28 protein-coding genes and 1 riboswitch are annotated in these 22941 nt (G+C 38.6%); of the genes, 12 read left to right on the top strand and 16 right to left on the bottom strand.

What is annotated here, in order from left to right; translation table 11 throughout:
• Positions 1-106 precede the first annotated feature (106 nt).
• The 4 genes from SB717_RS06210 to SB717_RS06195 all read right to left on the bottom strand — a co-directional run bounded on the left by SB717_RS06210 (position 107) and on the right by SB717_RS06195 (position 3363).
• Entirely contained in the window at positions 107-1429 is a 1323-nt protein-coding gene (locus tag SB717_RS06210; RefSeq protein ID WP_098622722.1) for a GntP family permease, read from the bottom strand.
• Between the two features lie 156 nt (positions 1430-1585).
• Positions 1586-2773 carry an MDR family MFS transporter gene (locus tag SB717_RS06205; RefSeq protein ID WP_074677855.1) on the bottom strand — a complete coding sequence of 396 codons (1188 nt, stop codon included), beginning with the start codon at positions 2771-2773 and terminating at the stop codon, positions 1586-1588.
• A 158-nt stretch (positions 2774-2931) separates the two neighbouring features.
• Positions 2932-3087, bottom strand: a complete 156-nt coding sequence (locus SB717_RS06200) for a hypothetical protein (protein ID WP_013059527.1) — start codon at positions 3085-3087, stop codon at positions 2932-2934.
• Positions 3088-3099: 12 nt separating this feature from the next.
• Complete coding sequence (locus tag SB717_RS06195; RefSeq protein ID WP_074677858.1) at positions 3100-3363, bottom strand: YtzC family protein; 264 nt, start codon at positions 3361-3363, stop codon at positions 3100-3102.
• 169 nt (positions 3364-3532) lie between these two features.
• Between SB717_RS06195 and mnmL the strand changes: the two genes are divergently transcribed.
• Both mnmL and mnmM read left to right on the top strand, forming a co-directional pair.
• Positions 3533-4495 carry a tRNA modification radical SAM protein MnmL/YtqA gene (gene mnmL, locus SB717_RS06190; RefSeq protein ID WP_071270212.1) on the top strand — a complete coding sequence of 321 codons (963 nt, stop codon included), beginning with the start codon at positions 3533-3535 and terminating at the stop codon, positions 4493-4495.
• The gene (gene mnmM / locus SB717_RS06185; protein WP_410903463.1) at positions 4492-5061 is read left to right on the top strand and encodes a tRNA 5-(aminomethyl)-2-thiouridylate-methyltransferase MnmM; all 570 of its coding nucleotides are present in this window, start codon (positions 4492-4494) and stop codon (positions 5059-5061) included. Before mnmL ends, mnmM begins: the two co-directional genes overlap by 4 nt.
• A 12-nt stretch (positions 5062-5073) precedes the next feature.
• On the opposite strand, the gene SB717_RS06180 is transcribed toward mnmM, so the two are convergent.
• Entirely contained in the window at positions 5074-6132 is a 1059-nt protein-coding gene (locus tag SB717_RS06180; protein ID WP_216143449.1) for a tetraprenyl-beta-curcumene synthase family protein, read from the bottom strand.
• 31 nt (positions 6133-6163) lie between these two features.
• A complete protein-coding gene (locus SB717_RS06175; RefSeq protein ID WP_013059532.1) occupies positions 6164-6940 on the bottom strand; it encodes an alpha/beta fold hydrolase in 777 nt (258 codons plus the stop codon).
• 107 nt (positions 6941-7047) lie between these two features.
• Between SB717_RS06175 and SB717_RS06170 the strand changes: the two genes are divergently transcribed.
• The 3 genes from SB717_RS06170 (at position 7048) to SB717_RS06160 (ending at position 9455) form a co-directional block, all read left to right on the top strand.
• On the top strand, positions 7048-7575 hold the full coding sequence (locus tag SB717_RS06170; RefSeq protein ID WP_014457969.1) for a gamma carbonic anhydrase: 528 nt from the start codon (positions 7048-7050) through the stop codon (positions 7573-7575).
• Between the two features lie 191 nt (positions 7576-7766).
• Complete coding sequence (locus tag SB717_RS06165) at positions 7767-8291, top strand: phosphatase PAP2 family protein (protein ID WP_071270200.1); 525 nt, start codon at positions 7767-7769, stop codon at positions 8289-8291.
• Positions 8292-8309: 18 nt separating this feature from the next.
• Positions 8310-9455: a glycosyltransferase family 4 protein gene (locus SB717_RS06160; RefSeq protein ID WP_410903462.1), complete on the top strand. Its 1146-nt coding sequence runs from the start codon at positions 8310-8312 to the stop codon at positions 9453-9455.
• Positions 9456-9487: 32 nt separating this feature from the next.
• Here SB717_RS06160 and metK read toward each other — a convergent pair whose 3' ends face one another.
• Positions 9488-10690, bottom strand: a complete 1203-nt coding sequence (gene metK / locus SB717_RS06155; RefSeq protein WP_410903461.1) for a methionine adenosyltransferase — start codon at positions 10688-10690, stop codon at positions 9488-9490.
• A gap of 132 nt (positions 10691-10822) precedes the next feature.
• Positions 10823-10941: riboswitch (SAM riboswitch) on the bottom strand.
• Between the two features lie 374 nt (positions 10942-11315).
• On the opposite strand from metK, the gene pckA reads away from it, so the two are divergent.
• Positions 11316-12905 carry a phosphoenolpyruvate carboxykinase (ATP) gene (gene pckA, locus SB717_RS06150; protein ID WP_074677870.1) on the top strand — a complete coding sequence of 530 codons (1590 nt, stop codon included), beginning with the start codon at positions 11316-11318 and terminating at the stop codon, positions 12903-12905.
• A gap of 34 nt (positions 12906-12939) precedes the next feature.
• Here pckA and SB717_RS06145 read toward each other — a convergent pair whose 3' ends face one another.
• Positions 12940-13182, bottom strand: coding sequence for a DUF2584 domain-containing protein (locus tag SB717_RS06145; protein WP_028411849.1), 243 nt, complete (start codon positions 13180-13182; stop codon positions 12940-12942).
• Between the two features lie 54 nt (positions 13183-13236).
• Positions 13237-14019: an alpha/beta hydrolase family protein gene (locus SB717_RS06140; protein WP_410903460.1), complete on the bottom strand. Its 783-nt coding sequence runs from the start codon at positions 14017-14019 to the stop codon at positions 13237-13239.
• A gap of 172 nt (positions 14020-14191) precedes the next feature.
• Between SB717_RS06140 and SB717_RS06135 the strand changes: the two genes are divergently transcribed.
• From SB717_RS06135 to SB717_RS06125, 3 genes are read left to right on the top strand one after another with little or no spacing between them, the layout of a single operon-like run.
• A complete protein-coding gene (locus tag SB717_RS06135; protein WP_098622716.1) occupies positions 14192-15190 on the top strand; it encodes an ABC transporter substrate-binding protein in 999 nt (332 codons plus the stop codon).
• A 1-nt stretch (position 15191) separates the two neighbouring features.
• Positions 15192-15962: an ABC transporter ATP-binding protein gene (locus SB717_RS06130; protein WP_410903459.1), complete on the top strand. Its 771-nt coding sequence runs from the start codon at positions 15192-15194 to the stop codon at positions 15960-15962.
• Positions 15949-16755, top strand: a complete 807-nt coding sequence (locus tag SB717_RS06125) for an ABC transporter permease (protein ID WP_182003725.1) — start codon at positions 15949-15951, stop codon at positions 16753-16755. The genes SB717_RS06130 and SB717_RS06125 overlap by 14 nt, the downstream gene beginning before the upstream one ends.
• 47 nt (positions 16756-16802) lie before the next feature.
• On the opposite strand, the gene ytkD is transcribed toward SB717_RS06125, so the two are convergent.
• The 5 genes from ytkD to SB717_RS06100 all read right to left on the bottom strand — a co-directional run bounded on the left by ytkD (position 16803) and on the right by SB717_RS06100 (position 19357).
• The gene (gene ytkD, locus SB717_RS06120; protein WP_074678003.1) at positions 16803-17273 is read right to left on the bottom strand and encodes an RNA deprotection pyrophosphohydrolase; all 471 of its coding nucleotides are present in this window, start codon (positions 17271-17273) and stop codon (positions 16803-16805) included.
• Positions 17274-17377: 104 nt separating this feature from the next.
• Positions 17378-17698 (bottom strand): hydrolase, encoded by a 321-nt coding sequence (locus tag SB717_RS06115; RefSeq protein ID WP_074677880.1) that lies wholly within the window; start codon positions 17696-17698, stop codon positions 17378-17380.
• A gap of 74 nt (positions 17699-17772) precedes the next feature.
• Positions 17773-18198, bottom strand: a complete 426-nt coding sequence (locus SB717_RS06110) for a phage holin family protein (RefSeq protein ID WP_014457957.1) — start codon at positions 18196-18198, stop codon at positions 17773-17775.
• Between the two features lie 81 nt (positions 18199-18279).
• Complete coding sequence (locus SB717_RS06105; protein WP_013059546.1) at positions 18280-18720, bottom strand: Dps family protein; 441 nt, start codon at positions 18718-18720, stop codon at positions 18280-18282.
• Between the two features lie 163 nt (positions 18721-18883).
• On the bottom strand, positions 18884-19357 hold the full coding sequence (locus SB717_RS06100; protein ID WP_013059547.1) for an S-ribosylhomocysteine lyase: 474 nt from the start codon (positions 19355-19357) through the stop codon (positions 18884-18886).
• Between the two features lie 150 nt (positions 19358-19507).
• Here SB717_RS06100 and yidD point away from each other — a divergent pair, with 150 nt between their 5' ends.
• The gene (gene yidD, locus SB717_RS06095) at positions 19508-19735 is read left to right on the top strand and encodes a membrane protein insertion efficiency factor YidD (protein WP_074677882.1); all 228 of its coding nucleotides are present in this window, start codon (positions 19508-19510) and stop codon (positions 19733-19735) included.
• Positions 19736-19738: 3 nt separating this feature from the next.
• Here the strand turns inward: yidD and SB717_RS06090 are convergent, their stop codons facing one another.
• A complete protein-coding gene (locus tag SB717_RS06090; RefSeq protein ID WP_014457956.1) occupies positions 19739-20311 on the bottom strand; it encodes a beta-class carbonic anhydrase in 573 nt (190 codons plus the stop codon).
• Between the two features lie 118 nt (positions 20312-20429).
• On the opposite strand from SB717_RS06090, the gene SB717_RS06085 reads away from it, so the two are divergent.
• The gene (locus SB717_RS06085) at positions 20430-21617 is read left to right on the top strand and encodes a GTP-binding protein (RefSeq protein WP_410903458.1); all 1188 of its coding nucleotides are present in this window, start codon (positions 20430-20432) and stop codon (positions 21615-21617) included.
• 83 nt (positions 21618-21700) lie between these two features.
• Positions 21701-22660 carry a metal ABC transporter substrate-binding protein gene (locus tag SB717_RS06080; RefSeq protein ID WP_264134572.1) on the top strand — a complete coding sequence of 320 codons (960 nt, stop codon included), beginning with the start codon at positions 21701-21703 and terminating at the stop codon, positions 22658-22660.
• A 28-nt stretch (positions 22661-22688) separates the two neighbouring features.
• Here SB717_RS06080 and SB717_RS06075 read toward each other — a convergent pair whose 3' ends face one another.
• Positions 22689-22934 (bottom strand): type B 50S ribosomal protein L31, encoded by a 246-nt coding sequence (locus tag SB717_RS06075; RefSeq protein WP_410903457.1) that lies wholly within the window; start codon positions 22932-22934, stop codon positions 22689-22691.
• Between the last annotated feature and the right edge of the window lie 7 nt (positions 22935-22941).

Genomic DNA, 22941 nt, shown 5'->3' with positions numbered 1-22941 from the left:
ATTCACGTTTACCATAATAATGAAAAAATCCGAACGATTTATCGTTCGGATCTTCCTTCGGCTAAAGTCCTTTTGTCTCAGCCTCTACTTTCTTTAGCGGCTATTATTAAATGCCAAATCCAAAAGAAAACAGGATAATCGCAAGTGCAAGACCAACAAGCGGAACAATTACCGTCATCGCTGCAACTGATCCATACGCATCTTTGTGAGTTTCTCCGCAAATAGAATTAATTGTGGTGACGACATAACCATTATGAGGCAAAGAATCTAATACTCCAGAAGAAATAGCTACTACGCGATGGAGAGCTTCTGGATTTACACCAGCATCTAGATAGTGAGGGGCTAAGATTGGTAAAGCAATCGCCTGACCTCCTGAAGCCGAACCTGTCATCCCCGCGATAACACTCACCGCAATAGCTCCCCCAATCAGCGGACTTCCTGGAATATGCGTCATGGCATCTACAGCCACTCCAAACGCGGGAACAGCCTTAGCAACCCCTCCAAAACCTACGACAGCAGCTGTATTCCCAATCGCAATTAACGCCCCCAGCGTTCCTTCTGAAGCTGCATTCCAAAATCCTTTAAAATGCTTTCGGTTCACAATATAAGTGACAATGATCCCGCTTAAAAGTGCAACAATCAACGCAGATTGCTGAAGTGGCTTATGAAGTGCAAAAGAAATAATGAGCACGACCACAAGCGGAAGCAAACTTAATAACGGATTAGGAAGAGACTGATTTTCCGTTACTGCTGGATCTTTCTCGCGTGATATAAAACGCTCTCCATTTTTAACTGCTTTTGAAATCAAGCGCTTTAACCACCAGTAGCCGAATACAGCCATCACTACTGCTACAACTAAACTAACTTCCCATCCTGCATACGGACTAGTCTTCAAATATTCAATTGGAATCCAGTTTTGGATTTCAGGTGATCCAGCCGAGGTCATCGTAAACGTAACGGAACCGAATGCTAAAGCAGCAGGGATAAACCGCCTCGGCAAATCAGCTTGTTTGAATAAACTTAAAGCCATTGGATAGACAGAAAATGCTACTACAAACAGACTGACTCCTCCGTATGTTAAGACCGCACAGGCAAGTACAATTGCCAACACTGCTCTTTTCATTCCTAGTTTACTGACAATCCAGCGAGAAACACTATCAGCGGCCCCGCTGTCTTCCATTACTTTTCCAAAGACGGCGCCTAATAGAAACATTAAATACCAAGAGGCAATAAATCCTGTGAAACCAGACATGTAATTGCCAACAAAATTTGCTTCTCCTTCTTTCACCAGCTGTGGAAATAAAGGCATTCCGCTTGTTACCGCAACAACTAAAGCACTGAGCGGACCTGCTATAAATAAATTCATGCCTCTCATCGTTAATACAATGAGCAGCAATAATCCTCCAATTAATCCAATCATACTAAGCATGTTTAGCCCCCCATGAAGTCATATAATTAGAAAACGTTTACAATTTTACAGGTATATACTCCTTTCTTTGCTTGTCACAACCCTTACTATATTATTAAAGGAATACTGAAGACATTCCTACGTTTATTAAACAGTCAAAAATAAAACCATCTCTATTTATTTAGAGATGGTTAATGAACGCTGACGTTTTTCTTTTAATTTATAATCGTATATCCATGTTGTACACATGCTGAATAGCAATAGCGCAATTAATAAATAGCACAGTGTAGACATATTAAACGCATCGAAAATAACGCCTCCAAAGAGAGGGCCAATCATTTTACCTGCAGTAGCCATGCTGTTAACTACACCTTGATAAAATCCTTCTTTTCCAGATGGAGCCAACTGACTTGCAACAGCTGGAATGGCTGGCCAAACGAACATTTCTCCAATTGTTAACACAACCATTGCTGTTAAGAACTGTGAAAATGTTGTTGCATTCACCACGATGATGAATGAAGCCACAAAAATCACCGTTCCAATTAGAACCTGTACTTTTAATGTTTTTGCTACTTTTTGAATGATGGGTACAATCAAAGGTTGACCGACTACAATTAAAATCCCGTTAATCGTCCAAAGTAAACTGTAGCTAGAAAGAGGTATATTCAGCTCACGCGTATGCGTAGCAATCGTTGTTTGCCACTGAACATACGCTACCCAGCATAAGACATACCCCGTACATAAAATAAGAAGAGCAGTCAGCTTCGTTTTATGTCCAATGCTCCCAGCTTCATTAAGGACATTCGTTTGCCCAACGGTAACCGAAATATGACGATATGAAAAAATAGCAATAAGCAGAAAAATAACGTATAAAATTGTATTAGCTAAGAAAATATACGTAAATGAATAAGATGCTACAACGCCCCCTACCGCTGCGCCGATAGCTACTCCTGCATTTTGAGCAACGTACATCGCATTAAATGCTTTTCTTCCGCCTTGTGGCCAAACGGACCCTGCCATTGCATACATAGATGGAAACACAATACCAGATCCAAACCCTACAACAACCAAGAGAACAACGTATGTAGGCCAACCATGGAAAAACACGAGTCCCACTAATGCAATAAGAGTAATAATAATTCCTGATAAGATGGATTTATATCCTCCGATTTTGTCAAAAAGTGTTCCCCCTAGCAAATTACCCACTACGCTTGCAGCAGAATTCAGCATAAGAACCACTCCTGCAACGGATAACGACTTTCCTAAATGTTCATTTATATAAATTGTATTGAGAGGCCATAAAAATGAAGCTCCCGTTACGTTTACAAGCATACCAATAATCAAAAACCAAAGTGATTTGGGCATTGATCTCCCCCCTATCTATTCGAATGCCAACGTACATTCTAGTCTTTTCTTAAAGGGTTCGCAATGCTTTTACATATAGACAATTTATTTGAAATTCGCTGACTATTTAAAAAGGTGATTTCACATGACTATATCATGCAAAATCACCTTTTCACCGCTTATTTTTGCTTCGAACGAACCGGCTGTGCACGCTTGCTGTTTCGTGCTTTTAATTCTTTTACCGGATCAAAATCTTTTCCTAGCTCAATGTCATTGCTGTTGATCCCGTTTTTTGTTTTTTGTTCCGGATTATTTTGATTTGAACGAGTTGCCATAAAATCCTCTCCTTAATGCTGAGTTGTGATTAATTTATTTTGCAGCTGCTGAACTTGCAGGCGCATGCGATATAGCTGTTCTCTTTGCTGTGCATTTGCACTGTGAGAAAACTCTTCAATTTCTTTATAAGCATTTTCTAATTTTTCCTGTGCTTTTGTATATTCAGTGCCATTGTAATGTTCTTGCTTCATGCCTTCCTGCAACTGACCTTGTCCAAAGCGAATAGCATCTTCACACTGCTGCATAAGTTGATCCACTGCTTGACGAGTTGTCATTCTCTATTCCTCCTATTCGTTCATTTCTGTCTTATTTTGCGCAACTTTACTCTCCTTTACGACAAGAAGAACCTGTTAAATATAAGCATCCTTAAATTTGTTTGGCACTTTTTCACGTTTTTGATACAATTTGTTGATGTATATTGCATGTAAAAAGGAGGTTGCTGATTTGAATCAGACAAACCCATTTCCGTATAAATCTGAAAACAAACGTTATCATACCTGGAATTACCACTTACGTAACCACTTTGGCCATAAGGTATTTAAAGTAGCCTTAGATGGAGGATTTGATTGCCCAAACAGAGACGGCACGGTAGCTCACGGCGGCTGTACGTTTTGCAGCGCTGCCGGTTCAGGAGATTTTGCTGGAAACAGAGCGGATGATCTTGTGACACAATTTAACGAAATCCGTGAAAAAATGCATCATAAATGGAAAGACGGAAAATACGTTGCTTACTTTCAAGCATTCACTAACACTCATGCTCCTGTTGAGGAACTTCGTGAAAAATATGAAGCGGTCTTAAAGCTTCCCGGAGTTGTTGGACTTTCTATCGCCACACGACCTGACTGTCTCCCCGACGATGTGGTGGAATACTTGGCTGAATTAAATGAACGAACTTATCTATGGGTAGAGCTTGGACTGCAGACTGTGCACGAACGAACTTCACTGCTTATCAACCGGGCACATGATCATCAATGCTATGTAGATGGTGTAGCAAAACTTCGAAAACACGGTATCCGCGTTTGTTCTCACATCATTAATGGCCTGCCTTTAGAAACACCTGATATGATGATGGAAACGGTACGAGAAGTAGCGAAATTAGACGTTCAAGGAATTAAGATTCACCTGCTTCATTTGCTAAAAGGAACTCCTATGGTCAAACAGTATGAAAAGGGCCTTGTTGAATTTCTTTCATTTGAAGAATACGTAAAACTTGTATGCGATCAGCTCGAAGTGATCCCTTCTGAGATGATTGTTCATCGTATTACTGGTGATGGACCGATAGACCTTATGATCGGACCGATGTGGAGCGTGAATAAGTGGAGCGTGTTAAATGCCATTGATCAAGAGCTCGAACGTCGTCAAAGCTATCAAGGAAAATATTACGAAAAAGAGTTGATGGAAAGATGAAAATAGAACGTATCCTGCCTTTTGCCCGCACATTGCTCACTAATGCTGTGGCCCAAGGAGATGTCGCGATTGATGCCACAGCAGGAAATGGACATGATACATTGTTCTTAGCTAACTTAGTCGGAGATGCAGGTCATGTATATGGATTTGATATTCAGCCCCAAGCAATTCAAGCAACTCAGCAGCGACTGACGGAACATAACGTAGAAAACCGAGTCACGCTTATCCAAGAAAGCCACAGCAATATAAGCATGCTTCCTACTTCTATTAATGGACGAGTTACGGGCGCTGTCTTTAATTTAGGTTATTTACCAGGTGGAGATAAAGACATCGTCACCACTTCTGAAACAACAATCTCTGCAATTGAGCAGTTACTTGATTTGCTAGCACCTGAAGGAGTGATTGTGCTCGTTATTTATCATGGACACGAACAAGGGAAACAAGAAAGAGACGATTTACTAACCTATGTCCAAAACCTTGATCAAAAAAACGTCCATGTTCTACAATACCGCTTCATGAATCAGCAAAACAATCCTCCGTTCATCATTGCTATTGAAAAAAGATAAGCCGCATATGGCTTATCTTTTTAGCATTCGGTACAAGCGTCCGTTGATATAGAAAAAGTAGCTGAGTGCTCCCCCCGCTTTTATTAATCTACGTGCATTCACATGAACATGTTTTTGTGCCCGCACTTTTTGATCGGACAAATAAACGCCCAAGAGTCCCTTATAGATAAAGCAGTGAAAGTGATAATCCGGCAGTTTTTTAGCATATTCGTCCGCTTTTACAACAAAATGCAAAAAGCGATCCATCATTTGCTGATAGTGAGGATAATAAAAACAAAAGTTCAAATCTCCTCCTGCTTTATCTTCTTCTTGGTCAATTAAATAATCGAGTAAAATATGTAAACCTTGAATATAAGGAAAATATCCCGCTTTTATTTTCTCCGTCATTTCTTCGGTCATCTCTTCTTGAAAACTGTAAGCGACCAAACAAAAAATGCCTAACGTTGAACCAGAGCACGCTGAAAATTCATACCACTCCATTTCAGGAACACTGTGCCGGTGAGCATCGAACCAATTCTCTAATCGCGGAACTCTTTCTTTTATTTCAACATGCTTATGTATTTGCAAATCACAATAATAAGTAGCTAGTTCTAGTAAATGTGAAGAGACGATATGGTAATTACAGGCTTTTCGCAAGGACTGCTGACAAGTCTGGACAAGTTCCGCTAAGTATCCCCCGTCGTCTTTATCCGTTCGAAAACGATAGTAATCTCCAAGAGGTGCATGAGGAGTCAACGCATCTGGCATCGATTCATGTAAGGCTGCAAAATCTTTAGGATCGAGCGAATTGCTGCGGTCACATAAGTTATCTAAGTAATCGCTGATTGTTTGGTAGGCAACGATAAATTTTACGCATTCAATCATGTTTTCTTTCGCTAAAATCGATAGGATACCGCCTCCTTCACAATGAAAAGTTTTTGTATCGATGCTTGCCAATGCTTGAGTGCGTAATTCTTTATTAGGAATCTCTTTTGCCCGTTCCCGCCAATGGTCAAGCTCATGATGAACGACGGGAAAAACTTCTCGATAAATTTTTCTCATTAATGAAATAGGACGAGACGGAATCTTCATTTATTTTCACCTCAATTTCTGACAGCACTCATTAAATGTGAAGATCAACAAAGCTTTTCGCGTATGTAAAAACGTATTCTCTTTCAGGCTCATTAAAGATTTCGTGATACAGCTGAGACCATTCTTTGTAGATTTTTTCACTTAGCTCTATTTCATCAAACCACTGTCTAACAATCAGCTTTTCAATAATTTTATCTTCTCCTGCCTGCATCACAAGAAGCGGAACATCCGGCAAACGATCGATATCTTTAAAAGCTAAGTTAACAGCTTGAATCAATTCTCGGTACCATCTTACGGAAACTTTTGTAACGTACAGTGAGTCGTTTTCATCTTCATCTCGAACTTCTTGGTTTCTTGTTGCTTTTTCAACAGTGAGACCCAAATCAAAAAGTTTGTTCGGCATGACTTTATTTAATCCTTTAGATAACATATCTAAGTAAGCTGGTACTTGCTCTTTTAATCCTAAACAAGGTGAGGAAAGAATCGCACCCCATATAGGGAGATTCTTTGTCTGAAGCGTACGAATAACCGCCAATCCTCCCATACTGTGTCCTAACAGGAAAATAGGCAAATCATATTTCTGCGCTTCACGTACCCATTCTTCCACTTCATATACATATTCATCAAAGGATAGGATATGTCCTCTTCTTCTCGTTGTTAAGCCTTGGCCAGGAAGGTCTCCCATGATTACGTGCATTCCAACGGAACGCCACATCTCAATCAGCCAGCGATAGCGCCCGTGATGCTCCGCCGCTCCATGGACCATGACAATAACGCCTTTTGGATTTACTGCTTCCCATTTATGCATTTGAGTTACTCCTTCTTCCTTTTTTTGTTTACCTGCTTTAAAAACCTTTGTACACTTACATTAGAAGATTTACTACTTTTTTTCAACTAATAAAGGGAGATGATTTGATGATTTATCCGTATAAAGAAAAAATGCCTACCATTGCACCCAGCTGCTTCATCGCAGACTATGTCACGATTACTGGAGATGTCACCATTGGTGAAGAAAGCAGCATTTGGTTTAACACTGTTATTAGAGGAGATGTTTCGCCTACTATTATCGGTAAACGAGTAAATATACAAGATCAATCAACACTCCATCAAAGCCCAAATGCTCCTTTGCTTATTGAGGATGATGTGACAGTAGGACATCAAGTTATTTTACACAGCTCCATCATCCGCAAACGCGCGCTCATTGGCATGGGCTCTATTATTTTAGACGGTGCGGAAATTGGTGAAGGTGCTTTTATCGGTGCTGGAAGTTTAGTGCCTCCCGGTAAAAAAATACCACCTAATACTCTCGCACTCGGTCGACCTGCTAAAGTGATCCGCACTCTGACTGAGGAGGATTTAAAAGATATGCAGCGCATCCGTACAGAATATGTAGAAAAAGGGCAGTATTATAAGTCTATTAAGAAATCTGATTCTTCATTATAAAGGAAACGTTCCCTCAGAAAGTCATACTGAGGGAATTTTTTTAGTATCTCCACAAACTCTCTAATCATGTTCTATTCTCCCCACAATTGTAAAGAAATTTCCATATTAATTTACATCGTTTTAGTACTGCCTCCACAATTAAAGATTAAACTGAATAATAAAGACGTATTTATTGAAAAGGGAGCGACTCTATGAAAGCCAAGTTAATTCAGTATGTATACGATGCCGAATGCCGATTATTCAAAAGTGTAAATCAACACTTTGATCGAAAGCACTTAAATAGGTTTTTACGTTTACTAACTCACGCCGGCGGAGCTACGTTTACCATTGTGATAGCATGCTTGCTGCTATTTCTGCACCCTTCATCCGTCGCTTACGCTTGTGCGTTTTCTCTAGCTGTTAGCCATATTCCTGTTGCCATTGCTAAAAAGCTATATCCTAGACAACGGCCTTATATTCAACTAAAGCATACAAAAGTATTAGAAAATCCATTAAAAGATCATTCATTTCCATCGGGGCATACAACAGCTATTTTTTCGTTAGTTACCCCTCTGATGATTACTTATCCAGCCTTCGCTGCCATTCTTTTGCCTCTTGCAGTCACGGTAGGAGTTTCAAGAATTTATCTCGGTCTGCACTATCCGACGGATGTCATGGTAGGCCTGATACTCGGCATCTTTTCAGGTGCTGTTTCACTGAACATATTTTTAGTCTAATTGATAGGAGGAGTACTAATGAGAATTGCTTTATTTACAGATACATTTGCTCCGGAAGTTAACGGAGCTGCTAAAACACTTTATCAATTTACTCAGTATGTCAAATCAAAGCAAATTCCCATCCAGGTATTTGCTCCTGAATTTGCTCATGATCAGTCATTTTCAACGTATGTTCACCGCTCGCCCAGCATGCCGTTTTTCCTTTATCCAAACAGCCGCTTTTCATTGCCAAACGTTCTAAAAATTAAAAAGCAGCTGCAGGAATTCAACCCTTCTCTCATTCATTTGGCCACTCCTTTTACAATGGGGCTTTGCGGCTCCTATTACGGGAAAAGATTAGGTGTTCCTCTTGTCGGCTCTTATCATACCAATTTTGATGATTATTTATCTCACTATGAACTTGAAAAAATGCGTGTACCACTGCAAAAATATATGAAATGGTTTTATAAACCTGCACAAAAAATATTTGTCCCCTCCGAAGTGACCAAACAGCAGCTAGAAGAACAAGGATTTCACAACGTAGCTATTTGGTCGCGGGGAGTAAATCATAAATTATTTCATCCCCACTATGACCGCTTTGATATTCGTATTAAATATAATATTAAAAAACCCTACATCTTAACGTATGTAGGAAGATTAGCTAAAGAAAAGAACGCTGATTTTTTAATAAAAATCGCACGAGCTTTACCTGATCATATCCGCCATCAAATTCACTGGGTTATTGTGGGAGACGGCCCTTTAAAAGAACAAATGCAGCAGCAAGCATCTGAGCATATGACATTTACAGGCTTTCTTGAAGGTAAGCAACTTGCTCATATCTACTCGTCATCTGATTTGTTTGTTTTTCCTTCAGAAACAGAAACCTTCGGAAATGTCGTACTGGAATCTCTTGCTTCTGGAACTCCTGTGGTGGCAGCAAATGCAGGAGGAGTTAAACAGATGGTTCAGCACGGGCGAAACGGCTACCTTTGCAAACCTCACTCCTTAGAAGAATTCAGTTCGGCTATTACAAGTTTACTCGATGATTTGCACCAGCGGCTTCACTTTGGCCATGCAGCGAGACACTATGCTCTTACTCAATCATGGGACGCCATTTTTCAGCATTTGCTTTCAGAATATGAAGATGTCGTAGAAAAATCTGCTGAAGGCATTCAATGGGCATAAAAAAAATCTCCGTTTTCACGGAGATTTTTTTATTATTTAGCTAAAGCTTGAGTTTTTAATGCTTCAGCTTTGTCTGTGAACTCCCAAGGAAGCTCCACATCTGTACGGCCAAAGTGACCGTAAGCTGCTGTTTGCTTATAAATTGGGCGACGTAAATCAAGCATTTTAATGATGCCTGCTGGACGTAGGTCAAAGTTTTTGCGTACTACATCTACTAGTACTTCTTCAGAAACTTTTCCTGTACCGAATGTATCAACTGAAATAGATACTGGCTGTGCAACACCAATTGCATATGCTAGCTGTACTTCACATTTATCAGCAAGATCAGCCGCTACAATGTTTTTCGCAACATAACGAGCTGCATAAGCTGCTGAACGGTCTACTTTTGTTGCGTCCTTACCAGAGAATGCACCGCCGCCGTGACGAGCATATCCGCCGTAAGTATCAACGATAATTTTACGACCAGTTAAACCAGCATCTCCTTGAGGGCCGCCGATTACGAAACGTCCTGTTGGGTTAATGAAATACTTTGTATTTTCATCAATTAACTCATTTGGAACAACTGGATTAATAACATATTCTTTTAAGTTACGTTGAATTTGCTCTAACGTTACTTCTGGGTGATGCTGAGTTGAAATAACAATTGTATCGATGCGAACAGGTTTGTTGTTTTCATCATATTCAACTGTTACTTGTGTTTTACCATCTGGGCGAAGGTAAGGAAGAATCTCTTCTTTACGTACTTCTGTTAGACGGCGAGCAAGTTTATGAGCTAATGAAATTGGAAGAGGCATTAATTCTTTTGTTTCGTTACATGCATAACCAAACATTAACCCTTGGTCTCCAGCTCCGATTGCTTCGATTTCTTCATCGGACATTTGACCTTCACGTGCTTCTAACGCTTGGTCTACACCAGCAGCGATATCAGCTGACTGCTCGTCGATAGATGTTAATACTGCACAAGTTTCAGCATCAAATCCGTATTTTGCACGAGTATAGCCAATTCCTTTAATTGTTTCACGAACTGTTTTAGGAATATCCACGTAAGTAGAAGTTGTAATTTCACCACTTACTAAAACTAAACCAGTTGTTACGCTTGTTTCACAAGCAACACGAGCATTTGGATCCTTTGCTAGGATAGCATCAAGAATTGAGTCAGAAATTTGGTCACAAATTTTATCGGGATGTCCCTCTGTAACAGATTCTGACGTGAACAGACGACGTTGTGTTGACATCAGTTTTCCTCCTTATAAATACGATACATTGTGATACGGTACTCATTCCCTTATTTTCATTACACGTTAAAAAATATAAAAAAACCTTTCCTTGTATCGAGGAAAGGTATCAAATTCTACATAAGCCTTTCACTCTTATCGATCAAGGTTGTGCCCTTGCATCAGGTTAGCACCTTATCGCCTACACAAAAAAAATGACGATGGTTGCTGGGTTTCACAGGGCCTGTCCCTCCACCAGCTCGGGATAAGAGAGTATCCGTTCAAGGACATATAATACATGAAAAAGCGCTTCACTGTCAACAACATTCAAATGGAAATCATCTCTTTATGTTTGAATCGGTTTTAATGTAACATACTCAAATTTAAAAATAGTATACCTTATTAAGAATGATCACGAAGTTTGGTTAACAAGACAGATTAAAAAAAGGCTTTCACTTGAAATAGCTTCACTTTTTTCGCTCCTAGCACATATACATGTGTCTAAAATAGGTATAACGTACATTTTTTTATAATACACAAACATTTTTAGTTAAATAGTATAGAATAATTAAATAAATGTGTTATACTAATTATAAATTTCAAACATTAATGAATAAATAATAGCTAAAAAAGGAAGGTAGTGCACATGAGTACTGTTGATATGTCTATCGAATTAAATGGTTTGCTTCAATTAAAAACAACAAAACACCAATTATCTGTTCCACAACTTGTTGAAAAAATTCTAGCTCGACGTGAAGGAACGCTGACTTCTACAGGTGCTGTGTCAGTCGAAACCGGAAAATATACAGGTCGCTCTCCTTTGGATAAATTTATTGTAAGCGATGCTGTATCTTCAAAAACGGTTGAATGGGGACCCGTCAATCAGCCAATTTCTGCTCAGCGATTCGATGCGCTATACAAAAAAGTCTTAACCCACTTAAAGAAGCAGGATGAACTTTTTGTTTTTAATGGATATGCTGGAGCTGATAAAAAGTATCAGTTACCAATTCAAGTAGTTAATGAATTTGCATGGCACAACCTATTCGCTCAGCAGTTATTCATTCGCCCTTCAGCTGAACAAAAAATAAATGATGATGTGAAGCCGTTTACAATTGTAGCAGCTCCAACGTTCAAAGCTGATCCTGAAACAGACGGGACAAATTCTGAAACCTTCATTATTCTTTCATTAGAGCGACGCATTGTGCTAATTGGAGGAACTGAATACGCTGGTGAAATGAAAAAATCTATTTTCTCAGTGATGAACTTCTTGCTTCCTCAAAACAATATTCTATCCATGCACTGTTCTGCTAACGTAGGAGAAGAAGGTGACGTTGCATTATTCTTTGGCTTATCTGGAACGGGTAAAACAACGCTTTCTGCTGATGCAAACCGTCGTTTAATAGGAGATGATGAGCACGGTTGGTCAAGCTCTGGTGTATTTAATATTGAAGGAGGCTGCTACGCGAAGTGCATTCAGCTTTCCGAAGAAAAAGAACCGCAAATTTTTAATGCAATTCGCTTCGGAGCCGTACTGGAAAATGTAGTGTTAAATCAAAATACGAAAGTAGCAGATTACAATGATAATAGTTTAACAGAAAATACTCGTGCTGCTTATTCAATTGACTCTATTGATAATACGGTATTGCCAAGCGTTGCTGGGCACCCTACAGCTATTGTCTTTTTAACTGCTGATGCCTTCGGCGTCTTGCCTCCAATCAGCAAGCTTACAAAAGAACAAGCGATGTACCATTTTCTGAGCGGATACACTAGTAAATTAGCTGGAACAGAACGCGGCGTAACATCGCCACAGGCCACTTTCTCTACATGCTTTGGTGAGCCTTTCTTACCTCTTGCTCCAACAACTTATGCAGAAATGCTAGGAAAGAAAATCGATGAACATAACGTAAATGTCTACCTTGTAAACACTGGATGGACCGGCGGTGAATACGGCGTGGGTGAACGAATGAAGTTAAGTTACACTCGAGCTATGGTTCAAGCAGCTCTTGAAGGAGAACTAGCTAATACTGAAACAGTAACAGATGCTATTTTTGGTTTATCAATTCCAACTCATGTTCCGGGAGTTCCTGATGAAGTGCTTCAGCCTTCTAAAGCGTGGAACGATGCAACAGCTTATAACCAAAAAGCAACTGAGCTTGCCGCTAAATTCAAAGCAAACTTCAAGCGTTTTAATGATGTAGCATCTGACATTTCAACATTAGGCGGACCTAGAGTCTAATAAAAAACCGATCGTCTTATAGACGATCGGTTTTTTAGTTAGTCGAATGTAATTTTGTCAGTTCATATGTGACAATGGTTTTTTCCTGCTCCATTTCTACCTTACGCACAACAGCAGTTCCAATACATTCTCCATTTTTCGTTTTGTGAATGTTTAATGGAATATCTAAAGGATACAAGCGATATCCTTTTTTCTCAACTTGAAAAATGTTATCTGTTACACGCTTTTCGTTGCCTTTTGTCACAATCATTGTATTTAATTCTAGCGGCATCCCCATTTTTTCTCACTCCTCACTGTTATTCTACTTGTTTTTTCTATCGTAGCATATCTTTTATTGCGCTTTCATCCACTTCGTTAACTTCTTTACCGTTTCTCGGTTTTCTTTTGGTGGAAAAGCATGTGGAAAGTTTTCAAAATACCAGCTGGTAACTTTTTTATTGGACTTCTTTAGTTTAGATTCGAGCTGATAGGAATGATCAATCGACACGTTTTTATCTTCTAAACCATGAATAAGCAAGACCGGCGGCTCGACTAGATGAGCACGATGCAAAGGTGTCCTCCATTCGTATCTTTCAGGATATTTAGAAGGAGTTCCTCCAATCACCCGCTTCATCATTCTTCTTAAATCTTCTCTTTCTTCATATGTCAATACCATATCCGTGACGCCTCCCCATAGCACAAGAGAACGGCTGTCTTTTTTTTCAATGGCTGTGAGTAACGCCATCACTCCCCCTCTTGAAAACCCAAAAATATGGATGCGGTCATGGTGGACGTTAGGGAGCTGTTTCAGTAAATCGTAAGCAGCAAAAGCATCGTAACGATCGTCTCCTGCAAAATCTTCGTTTCCTTCGCCTCCTTGATTTCCCCTATAGAACGGAGCCATCACAATAAAACCTTGAGAAGCAAATTGAATGAGTCGAGCAGGACGAACCGTTCCTACGTTCTTAATACCTCCTCTTAAGTATAAAAAGCCGTCATACATTCCTTTTTCTTTTGGCTCTGCGAGCATTCCTTTAATCTTAAGCCCTCGACATGCATATGTAATCACCCACAGTGCCACGCGAGGGTTTGATGATGGGAAACGCTGTTTATGAAGAATTGTTCCATCTTTCATTTTTTTCCTCCATTCTTTATATAACTAGCCCTCTTTCTTCCAATAAGGTTTACTTTCAGTCGTTGACACATACTTCTTTGATTTTCTACATAGTTATATAGGCACTCACCTTCTTCCACTTCTTTACATACATTATCATAAAATATTTTATTATTTTAAGGAGGTTTGCTTTATGAAACCAATTAAATGGCTTTTTTCTTTGCTTGCTATTATGATTTTACTCATTCCACTAATTAGCTGCAGCAAAACAACATCTGTACAAACGGTTCGTGTCGGAGAAGTAACTCGCTCTATCTTTTATGCTCCCCAGTACGTTGCTATTTCAAAAGGCTTTTTTGAAGAAGAAGGACTAAAGGTAGATTTAAAAACAACGTGGGGCGGAGATAAGACAATGACGTCACTTTTATCTGATGGAATCGACGTCGCCTTAGTCGGCTCGGAAACTTCAATCTACGTATATGCACAGGGGTCTAGTGATCCCGTCATCAACTTTGCACAGCTAACCCAAACCGACGGTACATTTCTAGTAGCGCGTAAAAAGGGCGATCAATTTTCATGGGATCAGCTTAAAGGCAAAACGTTTCTTGGTCAACGCAAAGGCGGCATGCCGCAAATGGTAGGGGAATATGTGTTGAAACAGCATAATATCGATCCTAAAAAAGATGTAAAACTCGTTCAAAACATTGATTTTGCTAACGTTGCGAATGCTTTTGCTTCTGGTACTGGAGATTACGTTCAATTATTTGAGCCAACGGCTAGTATTTTAGAGAAACAAGGAAAAGGACATATCGTTGCTTCCTTCGGAAAAGAATCAGGAACAGTTCCTTATACAACATTTATGGCCAAAGAAAGCTATTTAAAAGATAACCCTGAAGCAGCAGCTAAATTTACTCGAGCTATTTACAAAGCACAAAAATGGGTGAATACACATAGCACAGATGAAATTGCTGAAGTGGTTGCACCGTATTTTGAAGATACACCTAAAGACACGCTAAAAACTGTTATTGACCGCTATAAATCCCAAAAATCTTTTGCAACTAACCCTTTATTAGATCAAAAAGAGTGGGATCATTTACAAAAAATCATGGATGAATCTGGAGAACTTCCAAGACACATCGATCACAGCAAGCTAGTCAACACAAAATTCGCGAAAGATGCAATGAGTGAGTAATATGACAAAACTTCACATTCAAGATGTTCAGCATATGTATCTTACGACAAAGTCTGCTACCACTGCACTTGAACATATTAATTTGTCTATTGAAGAAGGAGAATTTGTTTCCTTTCTCGGCCCAAGCGGATGTGGAAAAACGACGCTTCTGTCGATTATTGCAGGCTTGATTGAACCAACATCCGGCTCTGTCACAATAGATGGTGAAAATATCGGAACATCAATCCCAAACATCGGTTATATGCTTCAACAAGATTATTTGTTTCCGTGGAAAACCATTAAAGAAAATATTTTACTTGGGCTTGAAATTCGCGGACGGTTAACAGATAAAACAGAGAGTAAAGCACTGCTGCTCCTAAAAGAAATTGGTTTACAGGGTGTAGATGACCTATATCCACACCAGTTATCCGGAGGCATGAGGCAACGCGTCGCTTTAGTCCGAACACTTGCCATTGACCCCGCTATTTTACTCTTGGATGAACCTTTTTCAGCACTTGATTTTCAAACAAAACTCAAGCTTGAAGAACTTGTCTCCAAAACGCTGATGACCTATCAAAAAACGGCCGTTTTGGTCACACACGATATCGGCGAAGCTATTGCCATGAGCAGCCGAATCTTTTTATTCTCAGCAAAGCCCGGAAAAATCGCAAAAACATTTACGGTTCCTTCTATTTTACGAACCCTCTCTCCGTTTGAAGCTCGACAGCACCCTGTCTATAACGACTTATTTATGAACATATGGAAGGAGCTTGATCAACTTGAAACCCACTAGCTCCCTAGATACTCTTCATGAAAGCTATCTTCGCAAGGTTCGAATCGAAAAACGATTAGTACTGAGCGTGCAGCTGATAATTTTCTTAGCCTTTTTTAGCTTATGGGAACTGGCTTCTCGTTTAAAGTGGATTGACCCTTTAATCTTCAGTTCTCCTACTAAAGTATGGCATTTATTTTTAATTAAACTTGCCGACGGCTCGCTAGCAGAACATATTGGTTTTACGTTATTTGAAACAGTTCTTGGCTTCATTTTAGGCACAGTGCTAGGTATTTTACTTGCAACGGCTCTTTGGTATTCAACTAGGCTTGCACATATATTAGACCCTTACCTCGTTATTTTAAACGCCATGCCAAAAGTAGCGCTGGGCCCTATTTTAATTGTAGCTATCGGTCCAGGATTTTTCTCAATCTTAACGATGGGGGCGATTATATCCGTTATTATTACATCCATCGTCGTTTACACAGCATTTAAAGAAGTGGATCCAAACTATATTAAATTACTAAAAAGCTTTGGGGCAACGAAAAGCCGCTGTTTTAAAGAAGCAATTTTGCCAGCTTCCATGCCTGCCATTATTTCTACATTTAAAGTAAATGTCGGCTTATCTTGGGTAGGGGTCATCGTAGGAGAATTTTTAGTTTCTTCAAAAGGGCTTGGATATATGATTATTTATGGGTTCCAAGTCTTCAACTTCACTCTTGTTCTTCTCAGCTTGTTATTAATTGCGATTTTCGCTACGATTATGTACCAGGGCGTGGCTTATTTAGAAAAGAAATTGATCCGACGCTCATAAAAAAATACCCCCGTACAAACGGGGGTATTTTCATTGATATGATGCTTTTACAAAAATGTTCGCTTTACATATTTCATTACATACTGCAAAACATTATCTTTCATGATGAAGCTGTACGCATCATCTTGTTGAATGCCCGAAGGTAGTTCATCAATCATTACGGGACCATCCGTTTCCATGTAGTCTTCTTTTTTAATTACATTTTCAATAGTAGCAAAATAAATATTTTTAATAATGGTCTTTCCTTTACTTACTACTTTATATTGACCAATATAAGTTAAAGAAGAGACTTCTCCGCCTGTTTCTTCAAATACTTCTCGAACCGCTGCTTCTTCTGGTACTTCATTGCCTTCTAGTTTTCCTCCGGGAAATTCTAAACCTCGTTTTGAGTGATTCGTTAGCAACCATTGATTTTCATACCTGCATACGACCCAAACATGACGTGGAGTTTTCGAGAATGGATTTTTTTCAAATGATAAAAATACTTGATTATGATATGCATCCTTAAATGTGTACATGGTCGACTCAAACTCCATTTGATTTTTCCCTTATTTTATCATACATTATGGCCATACCTGATAAGAAAAGTATGCTCGTACTTTTTTTCTTTGCTTTTTACCCCTTATTCCGTTTTATCTGAAGATAAAATATTCATCTGTTTGATATGTGATTTTGTTTCATCGTCTCCCAGCTGATAAAGCATGGCATATATGTCAACTGTCGTTTTATCGTACATATCATTTTGAGAATCATGGTGATATTCCAGATACGGAATATGTGATCGCCAAAAGCTTGACCAATCGCTTGAAGCACGCTGATCTAAATACGTTCTCAGCTTCTCCACTTCTTCATCTGTTGCTTCAATCGCATAATTCCAATCTGAAGCAGTGTTTGACTGATTGATTTCTCCTGAACTCAGAGATACATAATATTTTTTTGTCATGAAAGATATTCAGCTCCTTCTTTCTAGTGCCAACTTATCTTTCTTATTTGTATCTTATTCTTTTTTTATACACTCTACGATTTAAATCGGTCTTTTAATATCGCTATTGCTTTTTTTAACGGCTCTGGAATCGGAACCCCTACAATTCTTGCGTTTTCTGTAATTGAAATCATTTCGTTTAAAATATAGAACAAAATAGCTCCATCTCGAATAATATGACCGTTTTCCCAAAATACAGAATCGATAAAGTTTGCTACAGCAATCATGGCAAAAATAAAAATCTTTTTGGCAATTCCTTTAAAACCTACTTTGCTAGATAAACGTTTATTTATAAAAGCTGCAATCGTGCCTGTCAAGTAATCCATTGCCACTAATGCTACTAAAGCCATTAGCAAATAGTCCCACTCTCCAAATAAAAAAAAAGCCAGTGAACCTAAACTTGAAATTATCAAGACAGAAAGCTTCTGCATATCCACTTTTTTCACCCTTTCAGCAGTCATATCCCTACAGTATATGCCGGTGAAAAAAAAGTGTTCGTCCATCTTATCATAAAAAAACCTGCGATTACTCGCAGGTTTTAATTATTTTCCTAGGAATGATTTTAACATCCACGTATGCTTTTCTAAGCTTTGATGGATGGCTAACAGCATGTCTCCTGTTGTTTCGTCGCCCGCTTCACCGGCTGCGTCCATTCCTTCTTTTAATTCAGCAGTTAGCGTATCAAAATCGCTTACTAAAGAAGCAACCATGTCTTTAGCCGTTTCGCTTCCATCCGCTTCTTTAATAGAAGAAAGTTCTAACGATTCTTTCATTGTTGCCACAGGTTTTCCTTCTAATGCTAAGAGGCGTTCTGCAAGGTCATCAATAATTGTAGCTGTTTCCGTATACAGCTCTTCAAACTTTTCATGAAGAGTGAAGAATTGTTCACCTTTCACGTACCAATGAAAATTATGAAGTTTTATGTACATTACACTAAAGTTTGCCACTTGTTTATTAACAATTTCATTTACATTTGCTGCCATGTTGTTCGCTCCTTTATGAACTCTTTATATAGTATAGTTGTACCCTTTTTTAGTTGATTAAAACATTTTTTTCATAAAAAGAGACATTTCCCTTTCTTTAGACTCGGAGAAACTTCTTCATCTTTTTCCAAATAAAATAAGCAGCCCAGCGGACTGCTTATTTTTAGCCAAATACTTTTTCTAAATCTTCTTTGTCTTGTTCTAACCAGAACTTCATCAAGCGTTTTGCTCCTTCTAAGTCGTGAAGTTTTGCTTGACCGCACTGTTTTTCATTTGCTGCTGGAATTTCAGTAATGTTAATTGCATCTTTTAACGTATCGTCCAACAAATCAATAATTTCACGTACAGTGGGCTCCCCGCTCACTACTAAGTAGTATCCCGTTTGACATCCCATAGGGGAAATATCAATAATATCAAAGTGATCGTATTTTTCTACATGAGTACGAATGTTAAAAGCTAATAAATGCTCTAACGTATGAATAACGTCCGGCTTCATTGCTTGTTTGTTTGGTTGGCAAAAACGAATATCGAATTTATTTACAACGCCGTCGCTTCCCACTTTGTGAACACCGCAATGTCTTACGTAAGGTGCTTTAACCGCATTATGATCTAGCTCAAAACTTTCTACTGATGGCATAATACCACTCCTTTTTTCTTCTTTCACCTATCATAACATGCAATTCCGATATATTTCATCCATTTAATAACCTTTATTTCTTTTAGTTGCTTTTTATTCCTTCTATCCCTTATAGTATGAGCAAACACGAAAGAAAGAACGTGATAATAAATGATTGCAAAGCTTTTGCTTTTACTTATAAAAGGGTATCAAAAAGGAATTTCACCTTTTCTTCCGGCAAGATGCCGCTTTTACCCTACCTGCTCCCAGTACGGAGTTGAATCCATTAAACGCTTTGGCGCCGTAAAGGGTTCTTATTTGACTGTAAAACGTATTTTAAAATGCCACCCGTTCCATCCGGGTGGCATCGATGAAGTACCTGAGAAAAAATTACACTAGGCTTTAGTTGTTTTCGATTGCTTCATACCCATTTACAACAACATCTAGCTTTCCTGTATTTGGATCAATAACTAGTCCATGTACAGGAGTATCTTTTGAAAATAGAGGATGATTACGGATTGTCTCTACACTATGCTGAACAGTCTCTTCCACTGAATCAAAACCCGTTAACCATTGTTTCAAGTCCATAGAATATTCAATGGTATTAATAACTTCATCTGAGATGCCTTTTGCTCTTACTTTCTCTAAAAAAGGTTCCGCCTGAAGTTTACCTGCTCCGCAGTCATGGTGACCAATTACACATACCTCATCGGCTTGAAGCTCGTACACAGCTACTAAAATGCTTCGCATAATACTTCCAAATGGATGTGAAACAAGTGCTCCTGCGTTTTTAACAATTTTCACGTCTCCGTTACGCAGATTTAAAGCGTGCGGAAGCAATTCTACCAATCTTGTGTCCATACACGATAAAATAACCATTTTTTTATCAGGGAATTTGCTTGTTTCGTAAAGTTCATACTTCTTTTCTTCTACAAATTTTTTGTTGAATTCTAAAACATCTTGTAATAAGCTCATTTGCTGTCTTCTCCTTCATAAAAAAATTCTTTCTTGTATTATAATACTTTTTCCTATAAGATGAAAAGTGTTAAATCGTAATCGTTATTATTTAAAGACAAGAAAGTAGGTTAAAACAGTGAAAAAAATTCCCGTTACCGTTTTAAGCGGATACCTTGGTTCAGGTAAAACAACGCTTTTGAACCATATTTTAAAAGATAAAGAAGAGTTAAAGGTCGCGGTCATTGTCAATGACATGAGCGAAGTAAATATTGATGCAGACTTAGTTAAACAAGGGGAATTTTCTCGAACAGAAGAAAAACTTGTTGAAATGCAAAATGGCTGTATTTGCTGTACGCTCCGAGACGATCTAATGAAAGAGGTAGAACGCCTAGCTGACAATGGTGATATTAATTATATTGTCATTGAATCCTCCGGAATCAGCGAACCGATCCCTGTTGCTCAAACATTTACTTATATTGATGAAGAGCTTGGCATTGATTTAACTCAGAAATGTTCGTTAGATACGATGGTCACTGTAGTAGATGCTAATCGCTTTTGGGAAGACTTTTCATCCGGCGAAAGCTTATTAGACCGCAAAGAAGGAACTGATGAAAACGATACAAGAGAAGTGATTGATTTATTAATCGATCAAATTGAATTTGCAAACGTCATTTTATTAAACAAAGTTGATTTGTTAACAAAAGATGATGCAGATGAGCTGGAGGCTGTTCTTCACAAATTAAATCCAGAAGCCACTGTTATCCAAACCACTAATAGTGAGGTAAGCCTTGAATCCATACTTCATACCGACTTATTCGACTTTGAAAAAGCTAGTCAAGGAGCCGGATGGATTAAAGAATTAAATGAAGAACACCATACGCCAGAAACGGAAGAGTTCGGTATTTCTTCTTTTGTATACAGAAGGAATCGTCCCCTTCATCCTGAACGCTTTATGAAATGGTTAGAGAACTGGCCGGTTGATATTGTACGTGCAAAGGGATTTTTCTGGCTTGCTTCGCGTAATAATATGGCAGGACTTCTTTCTCAAGCGGGTACGTCCATTATGATTCAAGGAGCGGGTGAATGGGTGGCGACGTACACAGCAGAGGAAAGAGAACAAACCTTAAAAGAAGAACCTGAATTACGAGCAAAATGGAATGAGCAATTTGGAGACCGTATTAACGAACTTGTGTTCATTGGTATTGATATGAACGAAGACGAAATTATTAAAACATTAGACCGCTGTTTGCTGACAACTGAGGAAATGAATCAGGATTGGGCTGCTTTCAAAGATCCTCTTCCGAAGTTTACGGTAAGTGCGTAAATTTTTAGTTTTCAAATCGTAATAATTACGATATAATAACAGAGGCCATAAATGGTTACGATACGAACGGAAGGAGCAACATAATGAAATTCAAACCACTTTTAATGGTGCTGGCATTAGGAATTGGAACAACCCTTGCAGGGTGCAGTTCAAGCAGTGCAAATAACGCATCTGATAATAAAAACAAAAAATTAGAAGTTTACACAACAATTTACCCTTTACAGGATTTCACTCAAAAAATCGGCGGAAAATATGTAGAAGCTAAAAGCATTTTACCAACCGGTGTAGATGCTCACTCATTTGAACCTACCACAAAAACAATGGTCAAAATCGCAAACGCGGACGCATTCGTTTACTCAGGAATTGGGCTTGAAGGCTTTGCAGATAAAGCACAGTCTACGCTAAAGAATGAAGATGTCGCCTTAGTAGAAGCTGCAAAAGGAATTGAACTAGCAAAGAGTTCTGAAGATGAGCATGCCCACGAGGACGAACATGCACATGAAGAAGAACATAACCACGGAGATACAGACCCTCACGTTTGGCTTGATCCTGTTTTGGCCATTCAATTAGCAGAAAATATTAAAAATGAACTTGTTGAATTAAAACCGGATAAAAAAGCAGAATTTGAAAAGAACTTCCAAACGTTGAAGACCCAGCTTGAAGATGTAGACCAAGAGCTAAAAACAACCATTGGCGACGCACCTCATAAAGAAATTTTAGTATCACATGCAGCCTACGGCTACTGGGAAAAACGATACGGCTTAAAGCAAATTAGCGTAGCTGGTTTATCTCCTACAAATGAGCCGTCTCAAAAACAATTAGAAAACATCGTAAAACAAGCAAAAAAAGATCATATCAAATACTTTATCTTTGACCAAAATTTAAAGCCTAAAGTGTCTACGCTTGTTAAAAATGAAGTGGGAGCTCAACCTTTAACACTTCATAACTTAGAGTCATTAACAAAAAACGATGTTAAAAATAAAGAAGATTATTTTTCGATTATGCAGCACAACATTGATACGTTGAAAAAAGCATTATATTAATAAAAAAACTAGCCTCTCGGCTAGTTTTTTATTGTAATTTATATTTTTGCTTAAAGCGTTCTACACGGCCGCCTTTATCAGCAAATTTTTGTTTTCCTGTATAAAAGGGATGTGTATCCGAACTGATTTCAACTTTTAAAAGCGGATACGTGTTGCCATCTTCCCACTGAACGGTCTCATTTGATTGTTTTGTAGATCCTGATAAAAATGATGTTTCGCTATTTGTATCCATAAATACAACTTTACGATAGTCTGGATGAATATTTGTTTTCATTAAATAT

It is taken from the genome of Priestia sp. SIMBA_032, from assembly GCF_046535215.1.
Taxonomy (GTDB): Bacteria; Bacillota; Bacilli; order Bacillales; family Bacillaceae_H; genus Priestia; species Priestia aryabhattai.
The sequence above is the reverse complement of the archived record's forward strand: the minus strand, read 5'-3'. Positions and strand labels throughout refer to the sequence as shown.

Coding starts and splice junctions, on each gene's coding strand:
- SB717_RS06170 (WP_014457969.1), top strand. CDS start 7,048: ATGATTTATCCGTATAAAGAAAAAATGCCTACCATTGCACCCAGCTGC.
- yidD (WP_074677882.1), top strand. CDS start 19,508: ATGATTGCAAAGCTTTTGCTTTTACTTATAAAAGGGTATCAAAAAGGA.
- SB717_RS06200 (WP_013059527.1), bottom strand. CDS start 3,087: ATGGCAACTCGTTCAAATCAAAATAATCCGGAACAAAAAACAAAAAAC.
- SB717_RS06100 (WP_013059547.1), bottom strand. CDS start 19,357: ATGCCATCAGTAGAAAGTTTTGAGCTAGATCATAATGCGGTTAAAGCA.
- ytkD (WP_074678003.1), bottom strand. CDS start 17,273: ATGTACACATTTAAGGATGCATATCATAATCAAGTATTTTTATCATTT.
- SB717_RS06135 (WP_098622716.1), top strand. CDS start 14,192: ATGAAACCAATTAAATGGCTTTTTTCTTTGCTTGCTATTATGATTTTA.
- SB717_RS06110 (WP_014457957.1), bottom strand. CDS start 18,198: ATGACTGCTGAAAGGGTGAAAAAAGTGGATATGCAGAAGCTTTCTGTC.
- SB717_RS06160 (WP_410903462.1), top strand. CDS start 8,310: ATGAGAATTGCTTTATTTACAGATACATTTGCTCCGGAAGTTAACGGA.
- SB717_RS06195 (WP_074677858.1), bottom strand. CDS start 3,363: ATGACAACTCGTCAAGCAGTGGATCAACTTATGCAGCAGTGTGAAGAT.
- SB717_RS06080 (WP_264134572.1), top strand. CDS start 21,701: ATGAAATTCAAACCACTTTTAATGGTGCTGGCATTAGGAATTGGAACA.
- SB717_RS06210 (WP_098622722.1), bottom strand. CDS start 1,429: ATGCTTAGTATGATTGGATTAATTGGAGGATTATTGCTGCTCATTGTA.
- SB717_RS06165 (WP_071270200.1), top strand. CDS start 7,767: ATGAAAGCCAAGTTAATTCAGTATGTATACGATGCCGAATGCCGATTA.
- pckA (WP_074677870.1), top strand. CDS start 11,316: ATGAGTACTGTTGATATGTCTATCGAATTAAATGGTTTGCTTCAATTA.
- SB717_RS06075 (WP_410903457.1), bottom strand. CDS start 22,934: ATGAAAACAAATATTCATCCAGACTATCGTAAAGTTGTATTTATGGAT.
- SB717_RS06130 (WP_410903459.1), top strand. CDS start 15,192: ATGACAAAACTTCACATTCAAGATGTTCAGCATATGTATCTTACGACA.
- SB717_RS06145 (WP_028411849.1), bottom strand. CDS start 13,182: ATGGGGATGCCGCTAGAATTAAATACAATGATTGTGACAAAAGGCAAC.
- SB717_RS06105 (WP_013059546.1), bottom strand. CDS start 18,720: ATGGCAGCAAATGTAAATGAAATTGTTAATAAACAAGTGGCAAACTTT.
- SB717_RS06175 (WP_013059532.1), bottom strand. CDS start 6,940: ATGCATAAATGGGAAGCAGTAAATCCAAAAGGCGTTATTGTCATGGTC.
- SB717_RS06205 (WP_074677855.1), bottom strand. CDS start 2,773: ATGCCCAAATCACTTTGGTTTTTGATTATTGGTATGCTTGTAAACGTA.
- mnmM (WP_410903463.1), top strand. CDS start 4,492: ATGAAAATAGAACGTATCCTGCCTTTTGCCCGCACATTGCTCACTAAT.
- SB717_RS06180 (WP_216143449.1), bottom strand. CDS start 6,132: ATGAAGATTCCGTCTCGTCCTATTTCATTAATGAGAAAAATTTATCGA.
- SB717_RS06115 (WP_074677880.1), bottom strand. CDS start 17,698: ATGACAAAAAAATATTATGTATCTCTGAGTTCAGGAGAAATCAATCAG.
- SB717_RS06090 (WP_014457956.1), bottom strand. CDS start 20,311: ATGAGCTTATTACAAGATGTTTTAGAATTCAACAAAAAATTTGTAGAA.
- metK (WP_410903461.1), bottom strand. CDS start 10,690: ATGTCAACACAACGTCGTCTGTTCACGTCAGAATCTGTTACAGAGGGA.
- SB717_RS06140 (WP_410903460.1), bottom strand. CDS start 14,019: ATGAAAGATGGAACAATTCTTCATAAACAGCGTTTCCCATCATCAAAC.